Consider the following 20,728-nt stretch of genomic DNA (forward strand, 5'->3'; position numbering starts at 1 on the left):
GGTGAAAAAACCAGTTTCGTTTAAACTTGCGGGGCAGAAAATCACCCCAGGCTCACGGCATAGCATTAAAATTCCTGCCGCGAGGTTGTACAACGATACGCCGATGGACCTCCATGCCGAAGTATTTCATGGACTAAAACCGGGGCCCGTGCTGTTGGTTTGCGCTGCTATACACGGTGATGAACTGAACGGTATTGAGATCTGCCGGCGTTTGATCAGCCAAACAGACCCTGACGAATTAAGCGGCACACTCATTGTGGTGCCAGTGGTAAACGTGTTTGGGTTTATTCAGCAATCAAGGTACTTGCCTGACCGCCGCGATTTAAACCGCTGTTTCCCGGGCTCTGAACGGGGTGCTTTAGGTAGTCGTCTCGCCTACCTTTTCAACGAAACATTGGTGCAAAGTGCAACGCACATTATTGATTTGCATACTGGCGCAATTCACCGCAGTAATCTGCCGCAAATCCGCGTCGACACCGATAATAGTGAGGCACTAGAAATGGCTCACGCTTTTAACTCGCCGGTGATTTTGCATTCGAAAGAGCGCGATGGCTCGCTCCGTTCGCTGGCCACAGAATTGGGTATTCCATTGATCCTGTACGAAGCCGGAGAAGCACTGCGTTTCGATTACGCTGCGATCAAATCTGGTGTTATTGGTGTGGAAAACGTCATGAAGCGCTTAAAGATGCTCAAAGGCCGCCGCACACGGAAGAAAGTCACGCCCGTGGTCGCGCATCGCAGTGCCTGGATCCGCAATGACCATGACGGCCTAGTCGTGCCACAAGTACAACTAGGCGAAACGATTCAAAAAGGCCAGGTTATCGCACAGACGGTAAATCCGCACGGTGATATTATGCATCCGTTGCACAGTCCCTATAACGGCATTGTAATTGGTATTAGCAATATTCCGGTCGCCAACGAAGGCGAAGCCTTATTTAATGTGGCGCAATATGATGATGACGTGTTTGGTGAAGCCTCATCAAGTGTTGATGTATTTAGTGAAGCCTACGATGGTAAACCCGTATAAATGAAGTCATTAAAATCACTTAGTTCTCCCTCACAGCTTATCGTTCGACAGGCAGATCACATCAATAGCCAAGCATTATTGGTGGTTAACCCGCCGGATCACGAGTGGCGTCATGAGTTCTCCGTCGCCGGTGGCTGGCATCTACACGCAGGTTGGTTTCGCGGTTGGAGTCAGCTGGGTAGTGAGCATCAGTTTGGTACCACGCCCCCGGCAGGACAGTTTGATGCCGCACTGATTTGGTTACCGAAAGAAAAGAAACTGACCGACTATATACTTCGGCAGCTCGCGACTTGTCTGCCGAAAGATGCCCCCGTTTGGCTGGTCGGCGATAATCGCAGTGGCATCAAGAGTATCCATAAACAACTCGGTGAGGGCTACAGCGCTGCTCAGAAAGTTGCCAATGGTAACCATTCAACACTTCTTGTCACGACGCTGACCGCAACTTCAGAAACATGCCAACTCGATGACTTCCGGCAAGTGTTTACACCGCCAAAAGATGGGGCTGCCCCTGCTCAGGTGGTTACCTATCCGGGGGTGTTTGCGTACCCGAAAATTGACCTCGGAAGTACCATGCTATTAGCGCATCTACCGTCATTCAAGAAAGGCTCAGTGCTTGACTTCGCCTGTGGTAACGGGGTGCTCGGAGTGTCGCTACAGCTGCAACAGCCTGATTTGAAAATGACTTATCTTGATGTCAATGCGATGGCGCTGGCCGCCTGCGCGGCGACACTCGAGCTTAATCACCTGCAGGGTGAACTTATAGCCGAGGACCACCTCGGCGCTGATTTACCGAAATACGACTTTATTGTTAGCCATCCACCGTTTCATACCGGGCAAGCGACGGATTACAGTATTGGTCAACAATTTCTGCGCAATGCCCGCGAACATTTAACGCCGAATGGCCAATTGTGGTTAGTTGCCAATCGCTTTTTAGCCTGGCCGGAGCTCATTGAAGAAAGTTTCGGACACTGTGACCGTATTACCACAGATAATAAATTTGCCGTCTACCGTGCAGTCAATAAGGTGCAACGAGCTCCCAAACGGGGACGCCGTAGATGATCCGCACGGGCTCCATTCGTCAGGGCATCACTTGGCTGGTGGTGAGTGCTGCCGTGCTACTCTGTACATTCACAGCGCTTATTTTAAGCTTAACTTACGTCAAGCAGATGAACGAGAGTGCCGAGTTTCGCGCGCAAGATGTCGCCAAAGTGGTCGCCGAGGCGACCAGCCGCTACCTGCTGTTTGATGACGCCGAGGGCCTACGTAATTATCTGAGTTATTTTAAGCTAACGCCATTCTTGCAGCATGTGCATGTCTACGAACGCGATTCAATAGCCGACAGCTACCGCTTAAGCTATTTTGCTAGTTATAACAGTGAAGGTTTAGCACCCATTCCGGCGCGTACTGAATTACTTGATGAGTTTAGCGGAGTTCGCAGTCGCTCAACTTATATTGAAGTCGCGCAGCCGGTGACTATCGACGATGAGGTTCTTGGTTTCGTCTATTTGCGAATAAGCCGCGCTACTATTATCTCCAACAGCTGGAAAATATTTTTTACTGCCAGTGCCATTATTGTGATAGCTGGCCTCTTTGCGTGGCTTGTTTCCATTCATGTGCGTAGCCGTTTGATGCGGCAATTGGACCAAGCGGTCGGCATCATCCAGCGCATCAGTCGCAATCGCGATTACTCGATGCAATTGCCAGAATCAAATTTATTGGAACTACAACAACTCGGCATTGCCTTTAATACTATGCTTGGCCGCGTCGAACAGCATCTTGAACGACAACAACAAGCCGAACGGCAAGCGAATGATCTCAATACTGAACTCGAGCGACAGGTTCAGCAACGCACCAATGCATTACGTGAGTCGAATGAAGAACTGATGGCGACGCTTGAGAAACTTCATCAGTTTCAGCGCCAGCTCATCGAAAGTGAAAAAATGTCTTCGCTCGGTGATTTGATTGCTGGCGTAGCCCACGAGATTAATACCCCAGTAGGTTTAGTCATCACCTCGACTTCGATTCTGCAGGACAAGCTAGAGTTCATGCAGGAAAAATTTGAAAATAGCACTATGTCGCGAGAAGATTTCGAACGTTTTATGGAGGCCAGCGGCGATAATTTGGGTCTGATCCAGCGCAACATAGAGCGTACCGCTGATCTTATCAACCAATTCCGCCAACTGGCGATGGACCAATTCGCTGAAGAGACGCGAGATATCGCTATTTATGATTTTTGCGAGTCAACGGTAAAATCGGCTCAGAATCGCTTCCCAGAACTCGCTTCCATTGAGATTGCTATCGACTGTCCACGTGACTTACACATCAATTGTCGATCAGGTCCGCTCTTGCATGTTGTCACCCAACTACTACAAAATTCCGCTATACACGGCTTTCTCGAACGCGTACATGGGAAGATAACCATTCAGGTTGAACGAATTACCGAACAACGCGTCCAAATTCGCTATCGTGACAACGGTAGCGGTATCCCTGAGCAACTCGGTCGACGCATCTTCGACCCCTTCATTACCAGTCGACGTCGACAAGGCTCAACCGGACTTGGCTTACACTTAGTCTACAACTTAGTAACGCAAGCCTTAGATGGAAGCATCGAAGTTGAGTCAAAAGCAGGACGTTATACCGAGTTTCTTATAAATATTGCTGCTTAACGTATAAACCACTGACAAGGCTTGCAGGATTTTTACGCACTTATTAGAATCTCGTGCTACACTTGCGGTCTACACCAGATTTCAACATATGTTAACGACGAACGGATCAATCAATATGAGCGCTAGATTACTAATCGTAGAAGATGAAGTCGTCACCCGTAATACCCTTACACGCTTATTTCAGCAGGAAGGCTACGACGTCTACGATGCTGCTGATGGCATGCAAATGCAACGCATTATGGCCCGTCAGCAAGTCGACCTGGTTATCATGGATGTCAATCTCCCGGGTAAGAGCGGCATCGAACTTGCCGAAAGTTTTCGTGAGAACGAAAATGTCGGGTTAATCTTCTTAACTGGTCGAGATGCCGAAGAAGACCGTTTACTCGCACTGGAACTCGGTGCTGACGACTACATTATCAAGCCTTACAACCCGAAAGAGTTGTTAATGCGTGTGCGCAATCTTTATCGCCGCATCGAAGCCATTAAGAGTCAACAAAAAGCCATCGGTCACGATAGCATTGTTTATGAATTCAATAACTGGCGCTTAGAAAGCGACAGTCGTTGTCTGTTTTCGCCCGATGGTAAAATGTTTCGTTTGCCGAAAAGCGAATACCGCGCAATGGAGTTATTCCTGACCAATCCTGGCAAGATTCTTGACCGCGAAACCTTGGTCAAGAAAATGCTCGACCGCGAGTTACGCCCAAATGATCGTACTGTAGATGTCGCTATCCGCCGCATTCGTCGTCATTTTGAAGCAGACAGTCAATCACCTAATCTGATTACTACGATTCATGGCGAAGGTTACCGTTTTGTCGGTGATGTCAATGTTCGACACCTTGACCAACCTTCACTCAATTCGCCGAGCGTTTAACCAAGCCTCGATTTGATGTTGGTGCATAGGACGCTCAGCCTTCCATTGCACCACCTCATCAACTGCTTCTTCCCATTGCCAAGGATCGCGTTCAAGACGTTCCATTCGTTCTGCTAGCTGCCGTAAACCAACTGAACGACAAGCTCCTTTAATGCGATGCGCCTGATTGCGGAACTCTTTTTCCTCGCGTTGTTTCAATAACCACTCTAAATGGTTTAGGTAACCGCCAATATTATCCGCAAAGGTCGCGTACATATCCTGCACCCCGTCATTGCCCATAAGCTCCGCGTACTGTTCCAGTAGCTCTTTGTCTAGCATAACCTGCTTTCCTTGTGCCAAATCGATAGCGGCAATCGAAAAAGTTTCCTTCGAAATTGAACCCGTTATGGCAAACTACCGTAAACAGGTTAAATCTTGTATACTATCGCCCCATTTTTGGGAACATCTGTACTATATGTACTAACTGCAATGTTTGGAGCCGTATTCGCATGCCAACAGCTACACCGACAATGATGCCAGATATCGCCAATCAAACCAAAGCGCAAACCGAAGGCGCACTTGATTGGGTCGGCATGAGTAATATCGAGATGCCATTGGTTGTTGGCGCAGCCAATGAACCAGAGCGTCCAGTAAGCGCGCTGGTCGATGCTTTTGTGAACCTGAAAGATCCAGAAGCAAAAGGCATCCACATGTCACGACTCTATTTATTGTTGGAGGATCTATCCAACAATAACGTGTTGTCACACCAATCACTCAGTAAATTGTTGCATGACTTTATTGATAGTCACGAAGGCTTATCAGATCAAGCTTATGTTAAATTTAGCTTTGATTATCACCTACGTCGTAAAGCGTTGATCAGTAAAAAACCTGGTTGGAAAGCTTATCCGGTTACCGTGATTGGCCGTTATGACCATGGCAAACTCTATTTGCAGCTTGCAGTCGATGTTCCCTACTCGTCAACCTGTCCATGCTCAGCTGCGTTGGCGCGGCAACTGATTCAAGAAGCCTTTGCTAATCAATTTGGTACTGAGGCCGATGTTGATGCTGAAATGGTCCACCGTTGGTTAGGCACCACCCAAGGTATCGTCGCCACGCCGCACAGTCAGCGCTCAATCGCTGAAGTGAAAGTAGTCATGGGTGAGCAAATTTCTGAGTTGCCAATCATTGCCTTGATTGACTCTATTGAAGATGCCTTACAGACCCCAGTGCAAGCAGCGGTAAAACGTGAAGATGAACAAGAATTTGCGCGCTTGAACGGTCAGAACCTCATGTTCTGTGAAGACGCTGCACGGCGCCTGCAGCATGCACTGAATCAACAGACGGCATTCTCAGACTTCTGGGTGCGGGTCAATCATTATGAATCATTGCATGCCCATGATGCAGTCAGTATCACCACTAAAGGTATTCCGGGCGGCTTTCAGGCCTAATTAATCGACCTCAAGATCCGGCTGCTGTATACTTAGCGGCCGGATTTTTTTGTTTTAGAAACTACTACCAGAGTATCGCATGGATTCAATTGATATTGTCGGCATCGGCAACGCGCTGGTCGACCAAGAGTTTGAAGTCACGGACCAATTTTTACAGCAGCACAAAATCGAGAAAGGCATGATGACCTTGATCGAAGATGCTGAACAGGAACGGTTAATCGCCGAACTTACCAAACGCGGCGAGCTCAAGAAGCAGTCTGGCGGCGGTTCAGCTGCCAACTCACTGGTTGGCTTCAGCCAATTCGGCGGCAAAGCATTTTATTGCTGTAAAGTTGCTGACGACCAGGCCGGCCAGTTTTACTGCGACGACATGCAACGCGTCGGCATTACCACTAACACCGGTAACCAAAAGCACCAGGGTAAAACCGGCCGTTGTCTGGTTATGGTCACCCCTGATGCCGAGCGTACCATGCGTACTTACCTTGGTATCACCGCCGACTTAAGTGCCGCCGAACTCGATGAAGACGCCATCGCGCGCGCTGACTACCTTTACATTGAAGGTTATTTGGTAACGTCTCCGGTGGCGCGGCAAGCAATTGCCCGCGCCAAACAAATCGCTCGTGCCAATAATACCAAGATCGCCATGACGTGCTCGGATCCAGCCATGGTGAAATACTTCCGCGAAGGTCTCGATGAAATTCTTACTGGTGGCGTCGATGTCATGTTTTGTAATCAGGAAGAAGCACGGATCTTAACGGGCACCGACGACGTACAAGCGGCATTGCAACAGTTGCAACGCCATGCCAAGCTAGTTGCCATCACTTTAGGTAAAGACGGCGCATTAGTCGGCGACGGTAGCCGCCAAGTAGCAGTGCCAGGGATACCCGTCGAAGCCATTGATACCAACGGTGCTGGTGACATGTTCGCTGGCGCTATGATGTTTGGCTTGATACGCGGCTATTCATTGGCTGCCTGTGGTTTGTTGGCAAGCCATGCAGCGGCGGCTGTGGTAGCAAGTTTTGGTCCCCGCTTGAGTCTTGATCAGCAGCAGCAGTTGCTGATCAAACTACAGCACGAACCTGAATTCAATTAACTACAATTACGATGTTCGCTGTTGGCTGTTTGTTTAAACCAACAACGAACAGCGAATAACGCATTGAGGTTTTTATGACAGATTACAAAGTTGCAGATATCAGCCTGGCCGATTGGGGCCGTAAAGAAATTTCCATTGCCGAATCAGAAATGCCGGCATTGATGACTATTCGCCGCAAATATGCAGACCAAAAGCCGCTACAAGGCGCCCGCATCATTGGTTGTATTCACATGACCATTCAGACGGCGGTACTGATTGAGACCTTACTTGAACTGGGTGCCGAAGTGCGCTGGTCATCGTGCAATATATTCTCAACCCAGGACCACGCTGCAGCAGCGATGGCCGCTGCCGGTGTGCCGGTATTTGCCTGGAAAGGTGAAACCGAAGAAGAATACGAGTGGTGTCTGGAACAAACCTGTCATAAAGACGGTGATTTGTGGGATGCCAACATGATTCTTGATGATGGCGGTGACTTAACCTTGTTAATTCACGATAAGTACCCACAAATGCTGGATAAGGTACACGGCATTACTGAAGAGACCACAACCGGTGTGCATCGCCTGCTGGAAATGCTGAAGCACGGTACTTTGAAAGTGCCTGCGATTAACGTCAATGACTCAGTAACTAAGTCGAAAAACGACAATAAATACGGTTGTCGTCACTCATTAAACGATGCGATTAAGCGCGCCACTGACCACCTCTTGTCAGGCAAGAAAGCCTTGGTCATTGGTTATGGTGATGTCGGTAAAGGTTCGGCAGCAAGTTTGCGTCAGGAAGGTATGATTGTACGTATTGCCGAAATTGACCCGATCTGTGCGATGCAGGCCTGCATGGACGGTTACGAAGTGGTATCGCCCTATCTTAACGGCGTAAACACCGGTGAAGCCGGCGGCATTAATAAAGGTCTGCTGCAAACCATCGACCTGATCGTCACCACCACGGGTAACGTCAACGTCTGCGATCAACACATGCTGACAGCGCTTAAAGCTACTGCAGTAGTGTGTAATATCGGTCACTTCGATAATGAAATCGACACCGCCTTTATGCGTAAAAACTGGCGTTGGGACGAAGTGAAGCCGCAAGTACACATGATTCATCGCAGCGATGATGAGAACGACTACTTGCTTTTACTATCTGAGGGCCGATTGGTGAACCTTGGTAACGCAACTGGACATCCAAGTCGTATCATGGATGGTTCATTCGCAAACCAAGTACTCGCGCAGCTACATTTGTTTGCGGAGAAGTTTGCTGACTTGTCAGCATCAGAAAAAACTGACAAGCTACGCGTCGAAGTGCTGCCGAAACAACTTGATGAAGAAGTTGCGCGTTACATGGTGCAAGGCTTCGGTGCTGTTATGACTAAACTGACGCAGCAGCAAGCTGATTACATTCATGTAGACGTCGATGGCCCATACAAAACCGACGAATACCGCTACTAATGGTGTCACCTATGACGCAAAAACAACCGGTAGTCACCTACCGCGAACTAACGGCCGCCGATCACGCGGCCGTTATTGAATTAGGTAATCGGGTTCATGGTGAAAACTATCTAACCGAAGAGAGTTTGGCGGACTACGTGCAACGTGGTCAAAAGGATGGCGTAAATCTCAATTGGCTGGCATTTGTCGACGGTGAACTGGCTGGTATTCGCCTGACCTTCGCACCCGGCGAATGGGGTATCGATGACTATTGCACGCCGGACGCCTGGCCGGTACCTAAAGCACAAATGTGCTATTTTAAATGTTCCGCGGTCGCTGAAATTAGCCGGGGTCTTGGCATCGGTCGAGGTTTACTGGAGCGCTCGACCGCAGCAGCGCAACAACTTGGCTGTAAAGCTGGTCTGGCTCACATTTGGATGCAAAGTCCAAATAATAGTGCATACTCTTATTTTACGCGCTGCGGTGGTGAGATGATCCAACAACATCCTGGCCGCTGGTATGAACTCTCGATCCATGGTGGTTACCACTGCCCCGTGTGCGATGGTGTTTGCCATTGCACGGCCGGAGAAATGGTACTACGCTTCGATCGCTAACTGAACTGATCCGAACTTATGTACGACCCGCTTGTTGATCATTGCCCTGGCCCTGCGCAACCGCACGCTCGTAGTTATTGGCAGGCGACCACACAGTCCAATTTACCCACCCCGTCAGCGATTCTGCCAGAACACGCCGACTGTGTTGTGATTGGCGCCGGGTATACCGGACTCAATACCGCTCTCGAACTGGCACAGCGTTTTAAGCAACAGGTCGTGGTGGTCGAGGCAAACCAAATAGGGTGGGGCTGTTCCACTCGTAATGCCGGCTTTGCCATGCCTGGTACCGGTCGTCGCGGCTACGCTGAATGGCAAAAACATGTTGGCGAAGAGGTTACACGAGCAATTCAAGCGGAGTATCAGCGCGCCTTCGAGCGACTGGAACAGCATCTGCAACACTGCCCGCAACAATTACAAGTGCAACGCGGTGGTTACCTAAAAATCGCACATCAACCTGGTGCCGTAGCAGCACTGCGCAGTACCTATCAAACGCTAAAGCGATACCAGCCCGACACGCGCTGGCTTGATGCGGAAGCTACCCAGGCACGTATTCATAGCCCACAAGCTCATGCTGCCATCCATTACCCGCAAAGTTTCGGATTGAACCCCGTGCTACTGACTGCCAGTATCGCACGCCAAGCGAGTAAGGCCGGTGTGACCTTGGTTGAAAATGCGCCCGTAAAGAACTGGGACCAAGTGGGTGGATTACATCGTCTGCACACAGGCAAAGGTCGTATTTGTGCGCCTAAGATCGTAATTGCCAGCAACGGTTATACGCCGAATCATTTACACCCTAGTATTCACGGCCGTTCGCTTCCGGTACTCTCCAGTGTGATTGTCACCCGTCCGTTAACTGCTGACGAACGCCAGGCAATTGGAATTTCAAGTACCGAGCTGGTGATGGATACACGTACCTTAAAATACTACTACCGCTTGTTACCCGATGGCCGATTGTTATTCGGTGGTCGCGGCGCAATTCACGGCAAAGATGCACAACATCCGCGCTACGCGAATCACTTACTGCAAGCATTACGCGGCAGTTTCCCTGCCTTGCGGCGCTTAACCAGTGAGCCTGCGGAGTACTACTGGAGTGGTTGGGTCAGTGTGGCGCTTGACGATTATCCGAGAATTTATAGCCCGGCTGAAGGGGTCTACACCAGTATGGGGTATTGCGGTGCTGGTGTGACCTTCACTCAAATTGCTGGGCAACGACTGGCAGAACTGGCGATGGGAGAAGAGTTACCACCACTTCCGTTTTATCAATCGCCGTTACCCAGGTTTCCTCTTCCCCACTTTCGTCGCCTCGGCCAATGGGCCTTTTACCAGCTGGCTCGATGGCGCAGCTTGTAATAGCTTGGCTTAAAGACCGAACACCACTTTTTCACTACTTAGCATGCGGCTAATCAGGCGCAGCAACAGCATTGAAACCAGCACAGTTGCAACGGCACTTACCGCCATCGCTCCCCATTGTAAAGACTCACCCTTAATGATATCGAGCAATGCTTGATGCTGCCCGGTTAGTGGCAAATAATACAACAATTGGTTCTTTACCCGTGCAAACTCGACCCCAAACACCACTAACATGGGTGCCATAAGCAGCAACGAAATGTAAGTTTGCGCTTCTTTGAAGCTTTTCGCGCGGAACGAGACAAAAAGCTGTAATGCGGTTGCAAGTAACGCCAAGGGCACCAGCAAGGCAACAATGAGTAGAATCATAGGCCAGGCTAAAGCGATGCTAATTCCAATTTCATGTAACGGTAATAGTTTGAAAATAAACGGAATAAGTATCGCACTTAAAAACCCACCAAACATCGCAAAAGCTGATGCTGCCAGTGCTTTACCCCACACCAATTGATTAGTGGTCAGCGGTTGCGACAGCAGCAACTCCAATGAATTACGCTCACGCTCACCGGCGCTGATATCGATGGCCACATTCATGCCAGAGAAGAACACTGACAGTAAAATAAAGATCAGCACACTTCCGAGCAAAATGGCAGCTTTTGAACCTTTAGTTGCAGTGTCGTGTTTGACCAAATCAACACCTTGAGTAATTCGTGGATCGATACCGCGCATTTGCAATCGAATATAGCTAAGCTGTGCAGTGTAGTTCTCTACTGCACTTTCAACCCGGCGAATGTCAGTACGTTGCTTCTGCGACGAGAAATCTGCCGTCAACGTTACTTTTGCGGGTTGCGCGTTAGCTATCGCATCTTCCCAGTCAGGAGCAATCGTCAAGGTGATTGGTTGCTGTCCCGCCGGCCAGGGTTCATCTCGCTCAGCAATACCACGACGCTCCAGGTGAGCGACAAATGCTGGGGCATGCTCAGCACCTTCGATATCAATCTTTACATCGCTGGTGTCGGTAAGTTGGCTAATGAGCACATAAAAGGCCACTGCCATCAATAACGGCCCAAAAAATGCGTAAGACATTGCGGCCATTACCGAGCGCTTATCGCGTAAAGCGTCTTTCAATTCCTTACGCATAACAATAGTTATTGGTGATTTCATGCTGCAATACCCTCGTCGGTGCCAATGATCTTAACGAATGCTTCTTCTAATGCATCTTCGCCAGTTTGCTCACATAGCTCCGTAGGTGTACCTTGCGCTGCGACCTTGCCGGCTGCAACCACCACCACTTGGTCACATAATGCAGCGACTTCCTGCATCACGTGACTTGAAAATAAAATACTGGTGCCCTGGTCACGTAACTCACGCAATAAGTCCCGTAAAATTCGCGTGCTCATAACGTCCAACCCGCGACTTGGCTCATCGAGAATAAGATGCTTTGGCCGATGCACTATGGCCTGAGCTAACGCAACTTTCATCCGTTGTCCTTGCGAGAAGCCCGTCGCCCGTCGATCGGCAATAGCGTCCATTTCAAGTCGACAAATCACGTTTTCGACAGCTGCAGCTCCAGGCTCGCCGTCGAGACCATGCAAAGTGGCAAAATAAGCGATTTGTTCCCGCGCAGTCAAACGCTCGTAGAGACCAAATTTATCGGGAAAGATGCCTATTTTGCGGCGTACCGCAAGCGGGTCAATATTGGCATCTATACCATCAATTAAGGCTTCGCCAGTGTCCGCTTTCAATAATCCGTAAATGGTCCGCAAACAGGTGGTTTTTCCAGCTCCATTGGGACCCAAAAGTCCGGTAATTTGTCCTTCCGGCGCACTAAATGTCAGACCATTTAGAGCCGTAACTTTACCGAAGGATTTTTGTAATGATTTTACTTCGATCATAGTGGCTCTCTTATAATCCTTTACCGTTACTATTAAGAATAAAAGGTTGCGGACGCTGTTTAGTGAGACAGCTAGCATCCAATGCTTCCAGATCTAAATCTTTGATAAACTGGCTAGCCAGTTTGTTTGCACAGGTATGTCCGACTATCGTGTGTGCGCCCTGAGGCGCAATAAGATGCCGGCTATTGCTTAGCGTCTCAGCTGCCATATCTCCCCATGCGGGAGGTGTAACCGGGTCAAGATCGCCCGACAGCAACAAGGTTGGAATCGCGCTATTTACCGGTTCAAACCATGCATCTGGGCGCTGTTGTTGCGGCCAGACCGAGCACATATCAATAAAAGCATCACCGGTGCGGCTACCAATGAAAGTGTTGTCACCATCTGCAGCCAGCAGCTCTGGGGTTACACGCGATAAGTCCTCGCTGCACAGTACGCTGAGGGTCAGCCCCATATAAAGCTCGGATTGCGCCATGGTACTACCAAATAAGCCTGTTAACGGAGTGTAATCGCCGTTAGCGGTGCGCTCGATAACATACGGCAACATTTGTCGCGTAGTTGGATGGTAGAGGCCTACTCGCATAACAGAACTAAAACGACCCGCCGTGACTAGAATCTCGATGGGTTCATTGGTAAGCGGATCACGGACAGTCAATGGCACCGGATTTGCTTCCAGTTGCGCCATTAATTCAGTGTAGGTCGCACCTAAGCCGGGGAAAGTGCTGTTACACACCTGCGATGCGGCACAGCGCTGCACCAATCGCGCAAAGGATTCAGCGCCATGGCGGCCGAATGGACCTACTACCACTTGCACTGGCGCCACCGCATCGAGCACCGCCGAGCGTACTGATTCAGGCGCTTCACGCATGTAAATCAAACCCGCGCGGGAACCGTAAGAACCGCCGTAAAGATTAACTTGCTGGTAACCCAGCGCTGCACGAACAGCTTCAAAATCACGAATGGCATTTACGCTATGATATTGCGTGAGATCCGTGTCTTCGAATTTAGCTAAACATTGCGCGGCCACCTCGGCTAGATCGATGGCTTCATCGGTTTTCACTAGCTCTTCAACATGACTCATGGAGCAACTGAGCGGATGTGACTTACCCGTGCCACGCTGATCAATTAACAAAATATCACGTTGCTGGCGAACGCTTTGGAAAGCTTGCTCAATCATATTCGCCAGCTCGGTGGCTGCTTGTCCTGGTCCACCGGCCAGAATCAATAATGGATCATTTTGCTTACTTTCTCGCACCGCAGGTAGCACCGCGAAATTAATACTAATGGTTTTACCGTCGGGTTCAGCATAGTTTTCTGGAACCTGCAACGTACCGCAACGCAGCTGCTCAGCGATACCTTTTAAATAACACTGTTCTAGCTCAACTTGTGGCGCGACATCAGCTGTCAGTTGATCTTGCGCCTGCACCACGAAAGTCGTAAGCCCAAGAGCCAAAAAAATAGGTGCAATGAAGGTTTTCATGCAATGTTATCCATTTGTAACGAATGCAGTCAGTCTAAACGTTCGAGGGTACTTCTGAAAGAGGGAAAACTGTAAAGAAATGTGGCATACCAGAGCTATTGCTCAAAACGCCGCGCTAGGATTTGCCCTATAGGCGTTTGCATAAGGTCATGTTCGTGTAGCCATTTATAATCGCCGGTTGCCTGAATATCGTCGGCGCTTACGCTGCGGGCAATAAAACTACCAATGTCATTGGCGTTACTTTTCACTGCGAACTGAATCAATGTGGCGTTATTACAGCGGATATGGGAGTAAACATCGCGAAGGCGAATACGTAGATCGCGGAGTTTACGCTGCAGGCGCACCGTATCGTTGTCACGCACATAAGAACAGAAGATCAATGCGACTTCTTCTGACTCAAAGTACGACTGCGCGGCGACCGGTTGCATGAGCGGAATCAAGACAGTAGCTGCGATCGTCGCAGTAAGCCATGATGTAACCGTTTTCAACATCGAAAAACCCCAATTAATCTCACTGCGATTTATCCTACCCTGCTAATTCAGGGCTTACAACGGAATAAATTGTTAAGAAATTAAACCTTAATTACAATTTATTTACGCGCTCAAACACTTGAGTGGTGAAGGCATGCGGGTTGTTAGCATCAGCGGGATGCTCGACTTGTTCTTTTAATTCCCAGTCAGCCAGCGCCTGGAAATCGGGAAACCAGGTGTCACCTTCAACCGCAACATCAATCTGCGTCAAATATAAACGCCCGGCATGGGGTAGAAACTCTTGGTAAACCTGCCCACCGCCAATTACCATCAGCTCGTCAGATTCGCCCGCTGCCGCAACAGCTTGCTCAGTGTCGCTCACCCAAATGACGCCTTGCTCATCGGTGTGAGGCTGTTGATACTTACGGCTTAAAACGATATTGGTTCGACCCGGTAACGGCCGACCAATGGATTCGAAAGTGCTGCGTCCCATCGCTACAGGCTTACCCATAGTGACGCGTTTAAAGTGTTCAAGTTCGGCTGGCAGGTGCCACGGCATGTCACCATGGTTACCAATAACTCGGTCACGAGCCATCGCCGCAATCAAAGCAATCCGCATAAAAAACCCCAGAGCGTTCTTCGCTGTTCGCTATTCGCTGTTGGTTTAAAACTAACATCAAACAGCAATTAACGTTTTTTTACTTCTGATAAACCACTTCGACGTCGTAATCGTCGTCGTCGTCGTCGTCATCATCATCGTCTTCATCATAAGCTTCCAGCTGCTCTTGATGATAGTTGTCCCATTTAAACTCGGTTGCGGCTTGCGCTTGCTCTTCCGCTGACGCTTTAGGTAATTGTTCCAGGTAGCTCATGATTTCTTTACAGAGCTGCTCGGTACCTTTGCCGCTTAGCGCGGAAATCTGATACACCGGACCTTCCCATTCCAGTGCTTCAGTCAGTTCGGCAATACGCTCTTCAACTTCTTCGTCAGTCAGCAGGTCAACCTTGTTGACCACCAACCAACGTGGTTTAGACGCGAGTTTCGGACTGTATTTTTCCAGCTCACTGACAATGGTCATTGCTTGTGTTGCTGGATCAGTACCATCATAAGGTGCTAAATCGACAAGATGCAACAATAGCCCGCAGCGCTCGAGGTGTTTCAGAAACTGAATACCTAAGCCTGCCCCTTCAGCAGCACCCTCAATTAGCCCGGGAATATCGGCTATCACAAAGCTGGCATGATGCACCGGGCGCACTACACCGAGGTTAGGAACCAAGGTAGTAAACGGATAGTCGGCGACTTTCGGTTTCGCAGCGGACACCGAACGAATGAACGTCGACTTCCCAGCATTTGGCATGCCTAACAGGCCGACGTCGGCAAGCAACATCAATTCTAGTTTGAGACTACGGATCTCACCTGGCGTGCCCATGGTTTTCTGCCGTGGCGCACGGTTCGTACTGCTTTTAAAGCGCGCGTTACCAAGGCCATGAAATCCACCTTTGGCAACCATCCGGCACATGCCGTGGCGAGTTAAGTCACTCAACACTTCGCCGGTTTCTTCATCTGTGGCACGGGTACCGACAGGTACTTTCAAGACGATGTCTTCGCCGCGTTTACCGGTACAGTTTTTACCCATACCATTTTGTCCGCGTTGCGCACGGTGGATGCGCTCGAAGCGGTAATCGATAAGTGTGTTCAGGTTTTCGTCGGCTTCTAGATAAACATCGCCGCCATCGCCACCGTCACCACCGTCGGGGCCACCTTTGGGGATATATTTTTCGCGTCGAAAACTTACTACGCCGTTACCGCCGTCGCCCGCTTCAACTCGAATGTCAGCTTCATCTACAAACTTCATACTTTTTACCTGCCACTATAAAAAAACCCCGCCACACAGGACGGGGTTTCTATGTTTTGCGTTAACTCGCCTGAATTAGTCAGTAACGATGCTAACGAATTTGCGGTTTTTAGGACCTTTCTCCGCAAAAGAAACTTTACCGTCGCTAAGCGCGAATAAAGTGTGGTCGCGACCAATACCGACATTATCACCAGCGTGGAATCGAGTACCACGTTGACGAACGATGATGCTACCAGCTAAAACTGACTCACCACCGAAGCGTTTTACACCCAGACGTTTACTCTCTGAGTCACGACCGTTCTTGGTTGAACCACCAGCTTTTTTGTGTGCCATGTGTCGTTACTCCTTAATTAACCGTTAAAACCAGTGATCTTCACTTCAGTGAACCACTGACGATGACCTTGATGTTTCATGTGGTGCTTACGACGGCGGAACTTAATAATGTTCACTTTGTCAGCACGACCATGGTTGACGACTTCCGCTTTTACGGATCCACCAGAAACAAAAGGCGCGCCGATTTTCACGTCATCGCCGTTCGACATCATTAATACCTCGTCGAACTCAACCACTTCACCGGTGGCTGCTTCCAGCTTTTCCAGGCGGACGATTTGGCCTTCAGTCACACGGTGCTGCTTACCGCCACTTTGGAATACTGCGTACATAGTTTTCTCCGATTCACCCTTATGGGCACGTTAGATTTAAATCAGGGCGCGAATTATATATAAACTCCCCGCCTGAGTAAAGAGTAAAAAGCGATGTTTGCTGTTTGCTTTTAGGCCAAGCGATCGACAGCGATGTCGGCGAGTGCATGCAAAGCGTCACGGTGTTTAGATGGCGGCAGCGTCGCCAGCTGCTGTTGGGCTAGCTTAGCCTCAACCAAGGCGCGATCGCGGGTGTAATCTAAAGCACCGGTGCGTTGCATCGCTTGCAAAATCGTTTGTAAATGTTGGCGCCCATCGCCCTGCTCTATCGTCTTGCGAATCAAGCTAGCTTCTTGCTCATTGCCGTGCCACATCGCGTACAACAACGGTAAAGTCGGTTTACCTTCGGCCAAATCATCACCCGCTTGCTTGCCCATAACCTCACTGTCGGCGGTGTAATCAAGTAGATCATCGACCAACTGGAAGGCGGTGCCGAGATGACGACCATAAGCTGCTAAGGTATCTTCCATCTCCAGTGACTGCTCAGCCAGCACAGCTCCTAACTGAGTGGCTGCCTCGAACAGCTTGCCGGTTTTGCCGTAAATCACACCGAAATAACTTTCTTCGGTGGTGTCCGGGTCGTTGCAGTTCATTAGCTGTAACACTTCGCCTTCAGAAATAATATTTGTGGCATCAGCTAAAATCTTCATCACTTTCATCGAATCCAGCGTCACCATCAACTGAAAGGCACGAGTGTAAAGAAAGTCTCCTACCAATACGCTAGCTTCGTTGCCGAATACAGCATTGGCAGTTTCCTGCCCACGCCGTAATTCCGATGCATCGACCACGTCATCGTGGAGTAAGGTCGCGGTGTGAATGAATTCGATGATGGTGGCGAGTGTCAAATGCCCCTGGCCCCGATAGCCAACGGCACGCGCTGCGGTCACTGCGAGCAAGGGTCGCAAACGCTTGCCGCCACTGTTAACAATGTACAGGCCAAGCTGATTAATTAGGGCAACATCTGATTGTAGTTCAGCCCCGATCAGTTGGTTAACACCGTTCATGTCGGCGGCCATTAACGCATTAATTTCAGATAACTTCATTCTGCAACGCTAGCTATGGTTTGAAGTAAAGATTTTACAAAGAAAAAAGGGCGGGGTCGACCCCGCCCTTGCCGAAATATCAAGTTCTTTTGTTAAAACAGGTATTGTATCCGTGCGTAATAAAATCCGCCGTTCACGCCCATTGGCGATGTTGGTGGGTATTTTGAACCTACTAAGCCGGAATATGGATTGATATCAGGACGTTCATCAAACAGATTTTTAGCACCGCCGGCAAGCTTCCAACCTTCGTTGAAGCTGTAACCAACTTCAAAATCAACAGTGGTTTCTGCACCCGCAAAGATATCCAAGCCACCACCAGCATCAACATGGTCCTCATAGTACTCGCCGAAGTAGTTGATCCGAACTAACGTATCAATAGCATCCTTTTCCCAATCAAAGGTTACTGTAGCTCGGTGCGCTGGCAGGTTGTCTTCTAACATTTGCACCTTGGCAAGGTTCAGGAATGCCGGGTTAAATTCATCCACTGTGGTATCCGTCCAGTTGTACGCCAGTGAATACTTCATGTCACCTTGCCACAGGTCATGGCCGTAATTGGCGACAACATCAATGCCCTGAGTTGTAGTTTGAAAGTCATTAGCAAAATACACCACACTACTGTAAGACGTTGCGTCACGAATTCCTAATTCCAATAAGGCTTGAATGTCAGCTGGAGTCAGCGGAATCGCGGAAGTCCGACTTAGTCGATCGCTTACTTCGACATTGAAATAATCAATAGTTAAGTACAAACCATTGTCGAATTCACCGACTAAACCCAAACTATAAGAAGTGGATTTCTCAGGCTCCAACGGTTGACCACCTTTTAACGCTGCAATCGGATTTGTTGGTGGCAACAGGGCTTGATCTTGTAACTCATTACCCACGAAGGCTGTGGTCACGTTAACGACATTACTTTGACCGACCGTCGGTGCCTTAAAGCCAGTACTGACAGCACCGCGCAGCGCCCAGTAATCGCTCATTTGCCAGCGTGCTGAAAGCTTACCGTTCAGGGTTTCACCAAAATCGGTAAAGTCCTCATAACGAACCGCAACGCCAACCATGAAATCCATACTCAGGTGAGTTTCCGCATCCATATACAACGCCCAGTTACCGCGACTCCATTCACCGGCAGCTTCAGGTTTGATTCCAGGGAAACCATTGGAACCGATACCAAACCCTTGCGAGGTTCCTGTAGCAGGGTCAAAGGCTAACGGACCGACCGCAAACGAAGCTGGGTCGCCGATTTCTTGTTTAAAGGTTTCGCGGCGGTATTCGATACCCGCTGCAAAATTGATCGGATCGTAAAAACCATCTAGATCTATGGGTTTACTAACATCAAAATTGAAATTTTTCTCCAACTGACTGGCTGCTCCAGGCTCAAAACTCGTCGGAGTATCTGGACCTAAACTTGGATTCACCGTATTACTGATAAGGTATTCGATACGCGAATAGCCAACCCCAATACTCACATCATAGGCCCAGTCATCCGGCCAATAACCACGTGTTCCGGCAACAAATGCTGCGTCAGTGACAATACCGCCGAAGCGCGGTGTGAACCCACCCGGATTCATTTCATTAAACGCAAAACAATTCGCGCCGACGGCTGTGGAATTATCTGCAATAAGTTGATAGTTCGGGCTTTCGAGCACATTATCGCCAATCCGTACTTGTGGGCAATCAATACCAGTACCGACGCCGTCAAGATCACCAACAAGTAATAAGTGATTTCCATCGCCATCGGTGCCGCCATCATAAACGCCGCCACGCGTGTGTGGGTTCCGATAATAGAAACCACCTTCGATTTCCCGCTCGGCATAATTTGCATAAAGATAGGCTTCGTTTTGGTTACCTAAATCGACACCAAAATTACCGAGGAATTTAAGGTCATATTTAATTTCCGGAGTACCCCAAATTTGCGCGGGGTCTTCGACAAAGCTATTGCCTGCGCTAATCAGCGCTGCGGCGTCATCACGCTGTACACTGCGGCTGGTGGGGTCAGCAGTTTTGTATTCCATGCTAAAATTGGCAAAGCCTTTTTCTGAAAGTGGCATACCAATATTGGCGCCAACTTGGAACATATCCCCATCACCTTCCGCGGTGGTTCCATAACGCGCCTCTGCAGCACCACCTTCTGATGCATCTTTTAAGACAAAGTTGATAACCCCGGCTATGGCATCAGAGCCATACTGCGCCGCCGCACCATCACGTAATACTTCAACCTGCTTCAACGCAATAGCAGGTAGCGTTGAAATATCAGGCCCTTGTGCACCGTCGGATAGTCCACCACCCAGGAAGGTAATGACCGCACTACGATGACGGCGTTTACCATTCCAAAGCACTAAGGTGTGATCCGAGGCCAAGCCCCGCAAGTTTGCCGGGCGAACCAGTGTCGATGCGTCATTGATAGGTTGGTCGTTGACATTAAATGACGGCACGACCGTGCTCATCATATTCATCAAGTCAGTTGAGCCCTGATCAAGAAGTTCGTCAGCACCGATGATATCCAGTGGCACCGCTGACTCGCCAACGGACCTAGGCGCTGAACGCGTTCCGACAACCGCAATACGTTCATCAGCCTTGACTTGTTGTTCTTCAGATTCGTCGGTTGGCGAGGTTTGCGCGTACACATTTGAGCTAAGAATAGAACTGGCGCCAATGGCTAAAACTGCCAACTGGATGGCTAACGCCAGCGGTGACTTATAATGGGTTAAAGTTGATGTACCCATAGTTTTCTCCCTTGTTGTTAGTATTATTTTTGATCTATGATTTTACTCATAGTATAACTATTCATAAGCCAACAAAGGTGAAAAAACAAGCAATTAATGTCGT

At 49.2% G+C, this 20,728-nt stretch carries 20 protein-coding genes; 9 read left to right on the plus strand and 11 right to left on the minus strand.

Translation table 11 applies throughout. The annotated features are described in order from the left end of the window. The first annotated feature begins 1 nt into the window (after position 1). The 4 genes from ACQ5ES_RS05940 to ACQ5ES_RS05955 all read left to right on the plus strand — a co-directional run bounded on the left by ACQ5ES_RS05940 (position 2) and on the right by ACQ5ES_RS05955 (position 4,564). On the plus strand, positions 2-1,027 hold the full coding sequence (locus ACQ5ES_RS05940) for a succinylglutamate desuccinylase/aspartoacylase family protein (RefSeq protein ID WP_445015017.1): 1,026 nt from the start codon (positions 2-4) through the stop codon (positions 1,025-1,027). After that, a complete protein-coding gene (locus tag ACQ5ES_RS05945) occupies positions 1,028-2,086 on the plus strand; it encodes a class I SAM-dependent methyltransferase (protein ID WP_445015018.1) in 1,059 nt (352 codons plus the stop codon). Beyond that, on the plus strand, positions 2,083-3,693 hold the full coding sequence (locus tag ACQ5ES_RS05950) for a sensor histidine kinase (protein ID WP_445015019.1): 1,611 nt from the start codon (positions 2,083-2,085) through the stop codon (positions 3,691-3,693). The genes ACQ5ES_RS05945 and ACQ5ES_RS05950 overlap by 4 nt, the downstream gene beginning before the upstream one ends. A 115-nt stretch (positions 3,694-3,808) precedes the next feature. Then, complete coding sequence (locus ACQ5ES_RS05955) at positions 3,809-4,564, plus strand: response regulator (protein ID WP_445015020.1); 756 nt, start codon at positions 3,809-3,811, stop codon at positions 4,562-4,564. On the opposite strand, the gene ACQ5ES_RS05960 is transcribed toward ACQ5ES_RS05955, so the two are convergent. Then, a complete protein-coding gene (locus ACQ5ES_RS05960; protein WP_445015021.1) occupies positions 4,541-4,882 on the minus strand; it encodes an Hpt domain-containing protein in 342 nt (113 codons plus the stop codon). The two genes, ACQ5ES_RS05955 and ACQ5ES_RS05960, sit on opposite strands and share 24 nt — an antisense overlap. A 170-nt stretch (positions 4,883-5,052) precedes the next feature. Between ACQ5ES_RS05960 and folE2 the strand changes: the two genes are divergently transcribed. The 5 genes from folE2 (at position 5,053) to ACQ5ES_RS05985 (ending at position 10,466) form a co-directional block, all read left to right on the plus strand. Continuing rightward, complete coding sequence (gene folE2, locus ACQ5ES_RS05965; protein WP_445015022.1) at positions 5,053-5,991, plus strand: GTP cyclohydrolase FolE2; 939 nt, start codon at positions 5,053-5,055, stop codon at positions 5,989-5,991. 79 nt (positions 5,992-6,070) lie between these two features. After that, positions 6,071-7,084 carry an adenosine kinase gene (locus tag ACQ5ES_RS05970; RefSeq protein ID WP_445015023.1) on the plus strand — a complete coding sequence of 338 codons (1,014 nt, stop codon included), beginning with the start codon at positions 6,071-6,073 and terminating at the stop codon, positions 7,082-7,084. A gap of 74 nt (positions 7,085-7,158) precedes the next feature. Continuing rightward, on the plus strand, positions 7,159-8,523 hold the full coding sequence (gene ahcY / locus ACQ5ES_RS05975) for an adenosylhomocysteinase (RefSeq protein ID WP_445015024.1): 1,365 nt from the start codon (positions 7,159-7,161) through the stop codon (positions 8,521-8,523). 11 nt (positions 8,524-8,534) lie between these two features. Then, entirely contained in the window at positions 8,535-9,116 is a 582-nt protein-coding gene (locus tag ACQ5ES_RS05980) for a GNAT family N-acetyltransferase (RefSeq protein WP_445015025.1), read from the plus strand. Between the two features lie 18 nt (positions 9,117-9,134). Further along, positions 9,135-10,466, plus strand: coding sequence for an NAD(P)/FAD-dependent oxidoreductase (locus tag ACQ5ES_RS05985; protein WP_445015026.1), 1,332 nt, complete (start codon positions 9,135-9,137; stop codon positions 10,464-10,466). 9 nt (positions 10,467-10,475) lie between these two features. Here the strand turns inward: ACQ5ES_RS05985 and ACQ5ES_RS05990 are convergent, their stop codons facing one another. The 10 genes from ACQ5ES_RS05990 to ACQ5ES_RS06035 all read right to left on the minus strand — a co-directional run bounded on the left by ACQ5ES_RS05990 (position 10,476) and on the right by ACQ5ES_RS06035 (position 20,625). Continuing rightward, the gene (locus ACQ5ES_RS05990; RefSeq protein WP_445015027.1) at positions 10,476-11,624 is read right to left on the minus strand and encodes an ABC transporter permease; all 1,149 of its coding nucleotides are present in this window, start codon (positions 11,622-11,624) and stop codon (positions 10,476-10,478) included. Next, entirely contained in the window at positions 11,621-12,355 is a 735-nt protein-coding gene (locus tag ACQ5ES_RS05995) for an ABC transporter ATP-binding protein (RefSeq protein WP_445015028.1), read from the minus strand. Before ACQ5ES_RS05995 ends, ACQ5ES_RS05990 begins: the two co-directional genes overlap by 4 nt. Before the next feature lie 10 nt (positions 12,356-12,365). Continuing rightward, entirely contained in the window at positions 12,366-13,832 is a 1,467-nt protein-coding gene (locus tag ACQ5ES_RS06000; protein WP_445015029.1) for an alpha/beta hydrolase, read from the minus strand. Between the two features lie 95 nt (positions 13,833-13,927). Next, entirely contained in the window at positions 13,928-14,323 is a 396-nt protein-coding gene (locus tag ACQ5ES_RS06005; RefSeq protein WP_445015030.1) for a DUF3718 domain-containing protein, read from the minus strand. 91 nt (positions 14,324-14,414) lie between these two features. Then, positions 14,415-14,921, minus strand: a complete 507-nt coding sequence (gene folA / locus ACQ5ES_RS06010; RefSeq protein ID WP_445015031.1) for a type 3 dihydrofolate reductase — start codon at positions 14,919-14,921, stop codon at positions 14,415-14,417. Between the two features lie 79 nt (positions 14,922-15,000). Continuing rightward, the gene (gene cgtA, locus ACQ5ES_RS06015; protein WP_445015032.1) at positions 15,001-16,158 is read right to left on the minus strand and encodes an Obg family GTPase CgtA; all 1,158 of its coding nucleotides are present in this window, start codon (positions 16,156-16,158) and stop codon (positions 15,001-15,003) included. A gap of 75 nt (positions 16,159-16,233) precedes the next feature. Further along, the gene (gene rpmA, locus ACQ5ES_RS06020; RefSeq protein ID WP_445015033.1) at positions 16,234-16,491 is read right to left on the minus strand and encodes a 50S ribosomal protein L27; all 258 of its coding nucleotides are present in this window, start codon (positions 16,489-16,491) and stop codon (positions 16,234-16,236) included. Positions 16,492-16,508: 17 nt separating this feature from the next. Further along, the gene (rplU, locus tag ACQ5ES_RS06025; protein WP_445015034.1) at positions 16,509-16,820 is read right to left on the minus strand and encodes a 50S ribosomal protein L21; all 312 of its coding nucleotides are present in this window, start codon (positions 16,818-16,820) and stop codon (positions 16,509-16,511) included. A 110-nt stretch (positions 16,821-16,930) separates the two neighbouring features. After that, positions 16,931-17,902: an octaprenyl diphosphate synthase gene (ispB, locus tag ACQ5ES_RS06030; protein WP_445015035.1), complete on the minus strand. Its 972-nt coding sequence runs from the start codon at positions 17,900-17,902 to the stop codon at positions 16,931-16,933. A gap of 92 nt (positions 17,903-17,994) precedes the next feature. Then, a complete protein-coding gene (locus ACQ5ES_RS06035; RefSeq protein WP_445015036.1) occupies positions 17,995-20,625 on the minus strand; it encodes a TonB-dependent receptor plug domain-containing protein in 2,631 nt (876 codons plus the stop codon). Positions 20,626-20,728 lie beyond the last annotated feature (103 nt).

It is taken from the genome of Pseudidiomarina xizangensis, assembly GCF_052541995.1.

Coding starts and splice junctions, on each gene's coding strand:
- ACQ5ES_RS05945 (WP_445015018.1), top strand. CDS start 1,028: ATGAAGTCATTAAAATCACTTAGTTCTCCCTCACAGCTTATCGTTCGA.
- ACQ5ES_RS05950 (WP_445015019.1), top strand. CDS start 2,083: ATGATCCGCACGGGCTCCATTCGTCAGGGCATCACTTGGCTGGTGGTG.
- ACQ5ES_RS05955 (WP_445015020.1), top strand. CDS start 3,809: ATGAGCGCTAGATTACTAATCGTAGAAGATGAAGTCGTCACCCGTAAT.
- ACQ5ES_RS05960 (WP_445015021.1), bottom strand. CDS start 4,882: ATGCTAGACAAAGAGCTACTGGAACAGTACGCGGAGCTTATGGGCAAT.
- folE2 (WP_445015022.1), top strand. CDS start 5,053: ATGCCAACAGCTACACCGACAATGATGCCAGATATCGCCAATCAAACC.
- ACQ5ES_RS05970 (WP_445015023.1), top strand. CDS start 6,071: ATGGATTCAATTGATATTGTCGGCATCGGCAACGCGCTGGTCGACCAA.
- ahcY (WP_445015024.1), top strand. CDS start 7,159: ATGACAGATTACAAAGTTGCAGATATCAGCCTGGCCGATTGGGGCCGT.
- ACQ5ES_RS05980 (WP_445015025.1), top strand. CDS start 8,535: ATGACGCAAAAACAACCGGTAGTCACCTACCGCGAACTAACGGCCGCC.
- ACQ5ES_RS05985 (WP_445015026.1), top strand. CDS start 9,135: ATGTACGACCCGCTTGTTGATCATTGCCCTGGCCCTGCGCAACCGCAC.
- ACQ5ES_RS05990 (WP_445015027.1), bottom strand. CDS start 11,624: ATGAAATCACCAATAACTATTGTTATGCGTAAGGAATTGAAAGACGCT.
- ACQ5ES_RS05995 (WP_445015028.1), bottom strand. CDS start 12,355: ATGATCGAAGTAAAATCATTACAAAAATCCTTCGGTAAAGTTACGGCT.
- ACQ5ES_RS06000 (WP_445015029.1), bottom strand. CDS start 13,832: ATGAAAACCTTCATTGCACCTATTTTTTTGGCTCTTGGGCTTACGACT.
- ACQ5ES_RS06005 (WP_445015030.1), bottom strand. CDS start 14,323: ATGTTGAAAACGGTTACATCATGGCTTACTGCGACGATCGCAGCTACT.
- folA (WP_445015031.1), bottom strand. CDS start 14,921: ATGCGGATTGCTTTGATTGCGGCGATGGCTCGTGACCGAGTTATTGGT.
- cgtA (WP_445015032.1), bottom strand. CDS start 16,158: ATGAAGTTTGTAGATGAAGCTGACATTCGAGTTGAAGCGGGCGACGGC.
- rpmA (WP_445015033.1), bottom strand. CDS start 16,491: ATGGCACACAAAAAAGCTGGTGGTTCAACCAAGAACGGTCGTGACTCA.
- rplU (WP_445015034.1), bottom strand. CDS start 16,820: ATGTACGCAGTATTCCAAAGTGGCGGTAAGCAGCACCGTGTGACTGAA.
- ispB (WP_445015035.1), bottom strand. CDS start 17,902: ATGAAGTTATCTGAAATTAATGCGTTAATGGCCGCCGACATGAACGGT.
- ACQ5ES_RS06035 (WP_445015036.1), bottom strand. CDS start 20,625: ATGGGTACATCAACTTTAACCCATTATAAGTCACCGCTGGCGTTAGCC.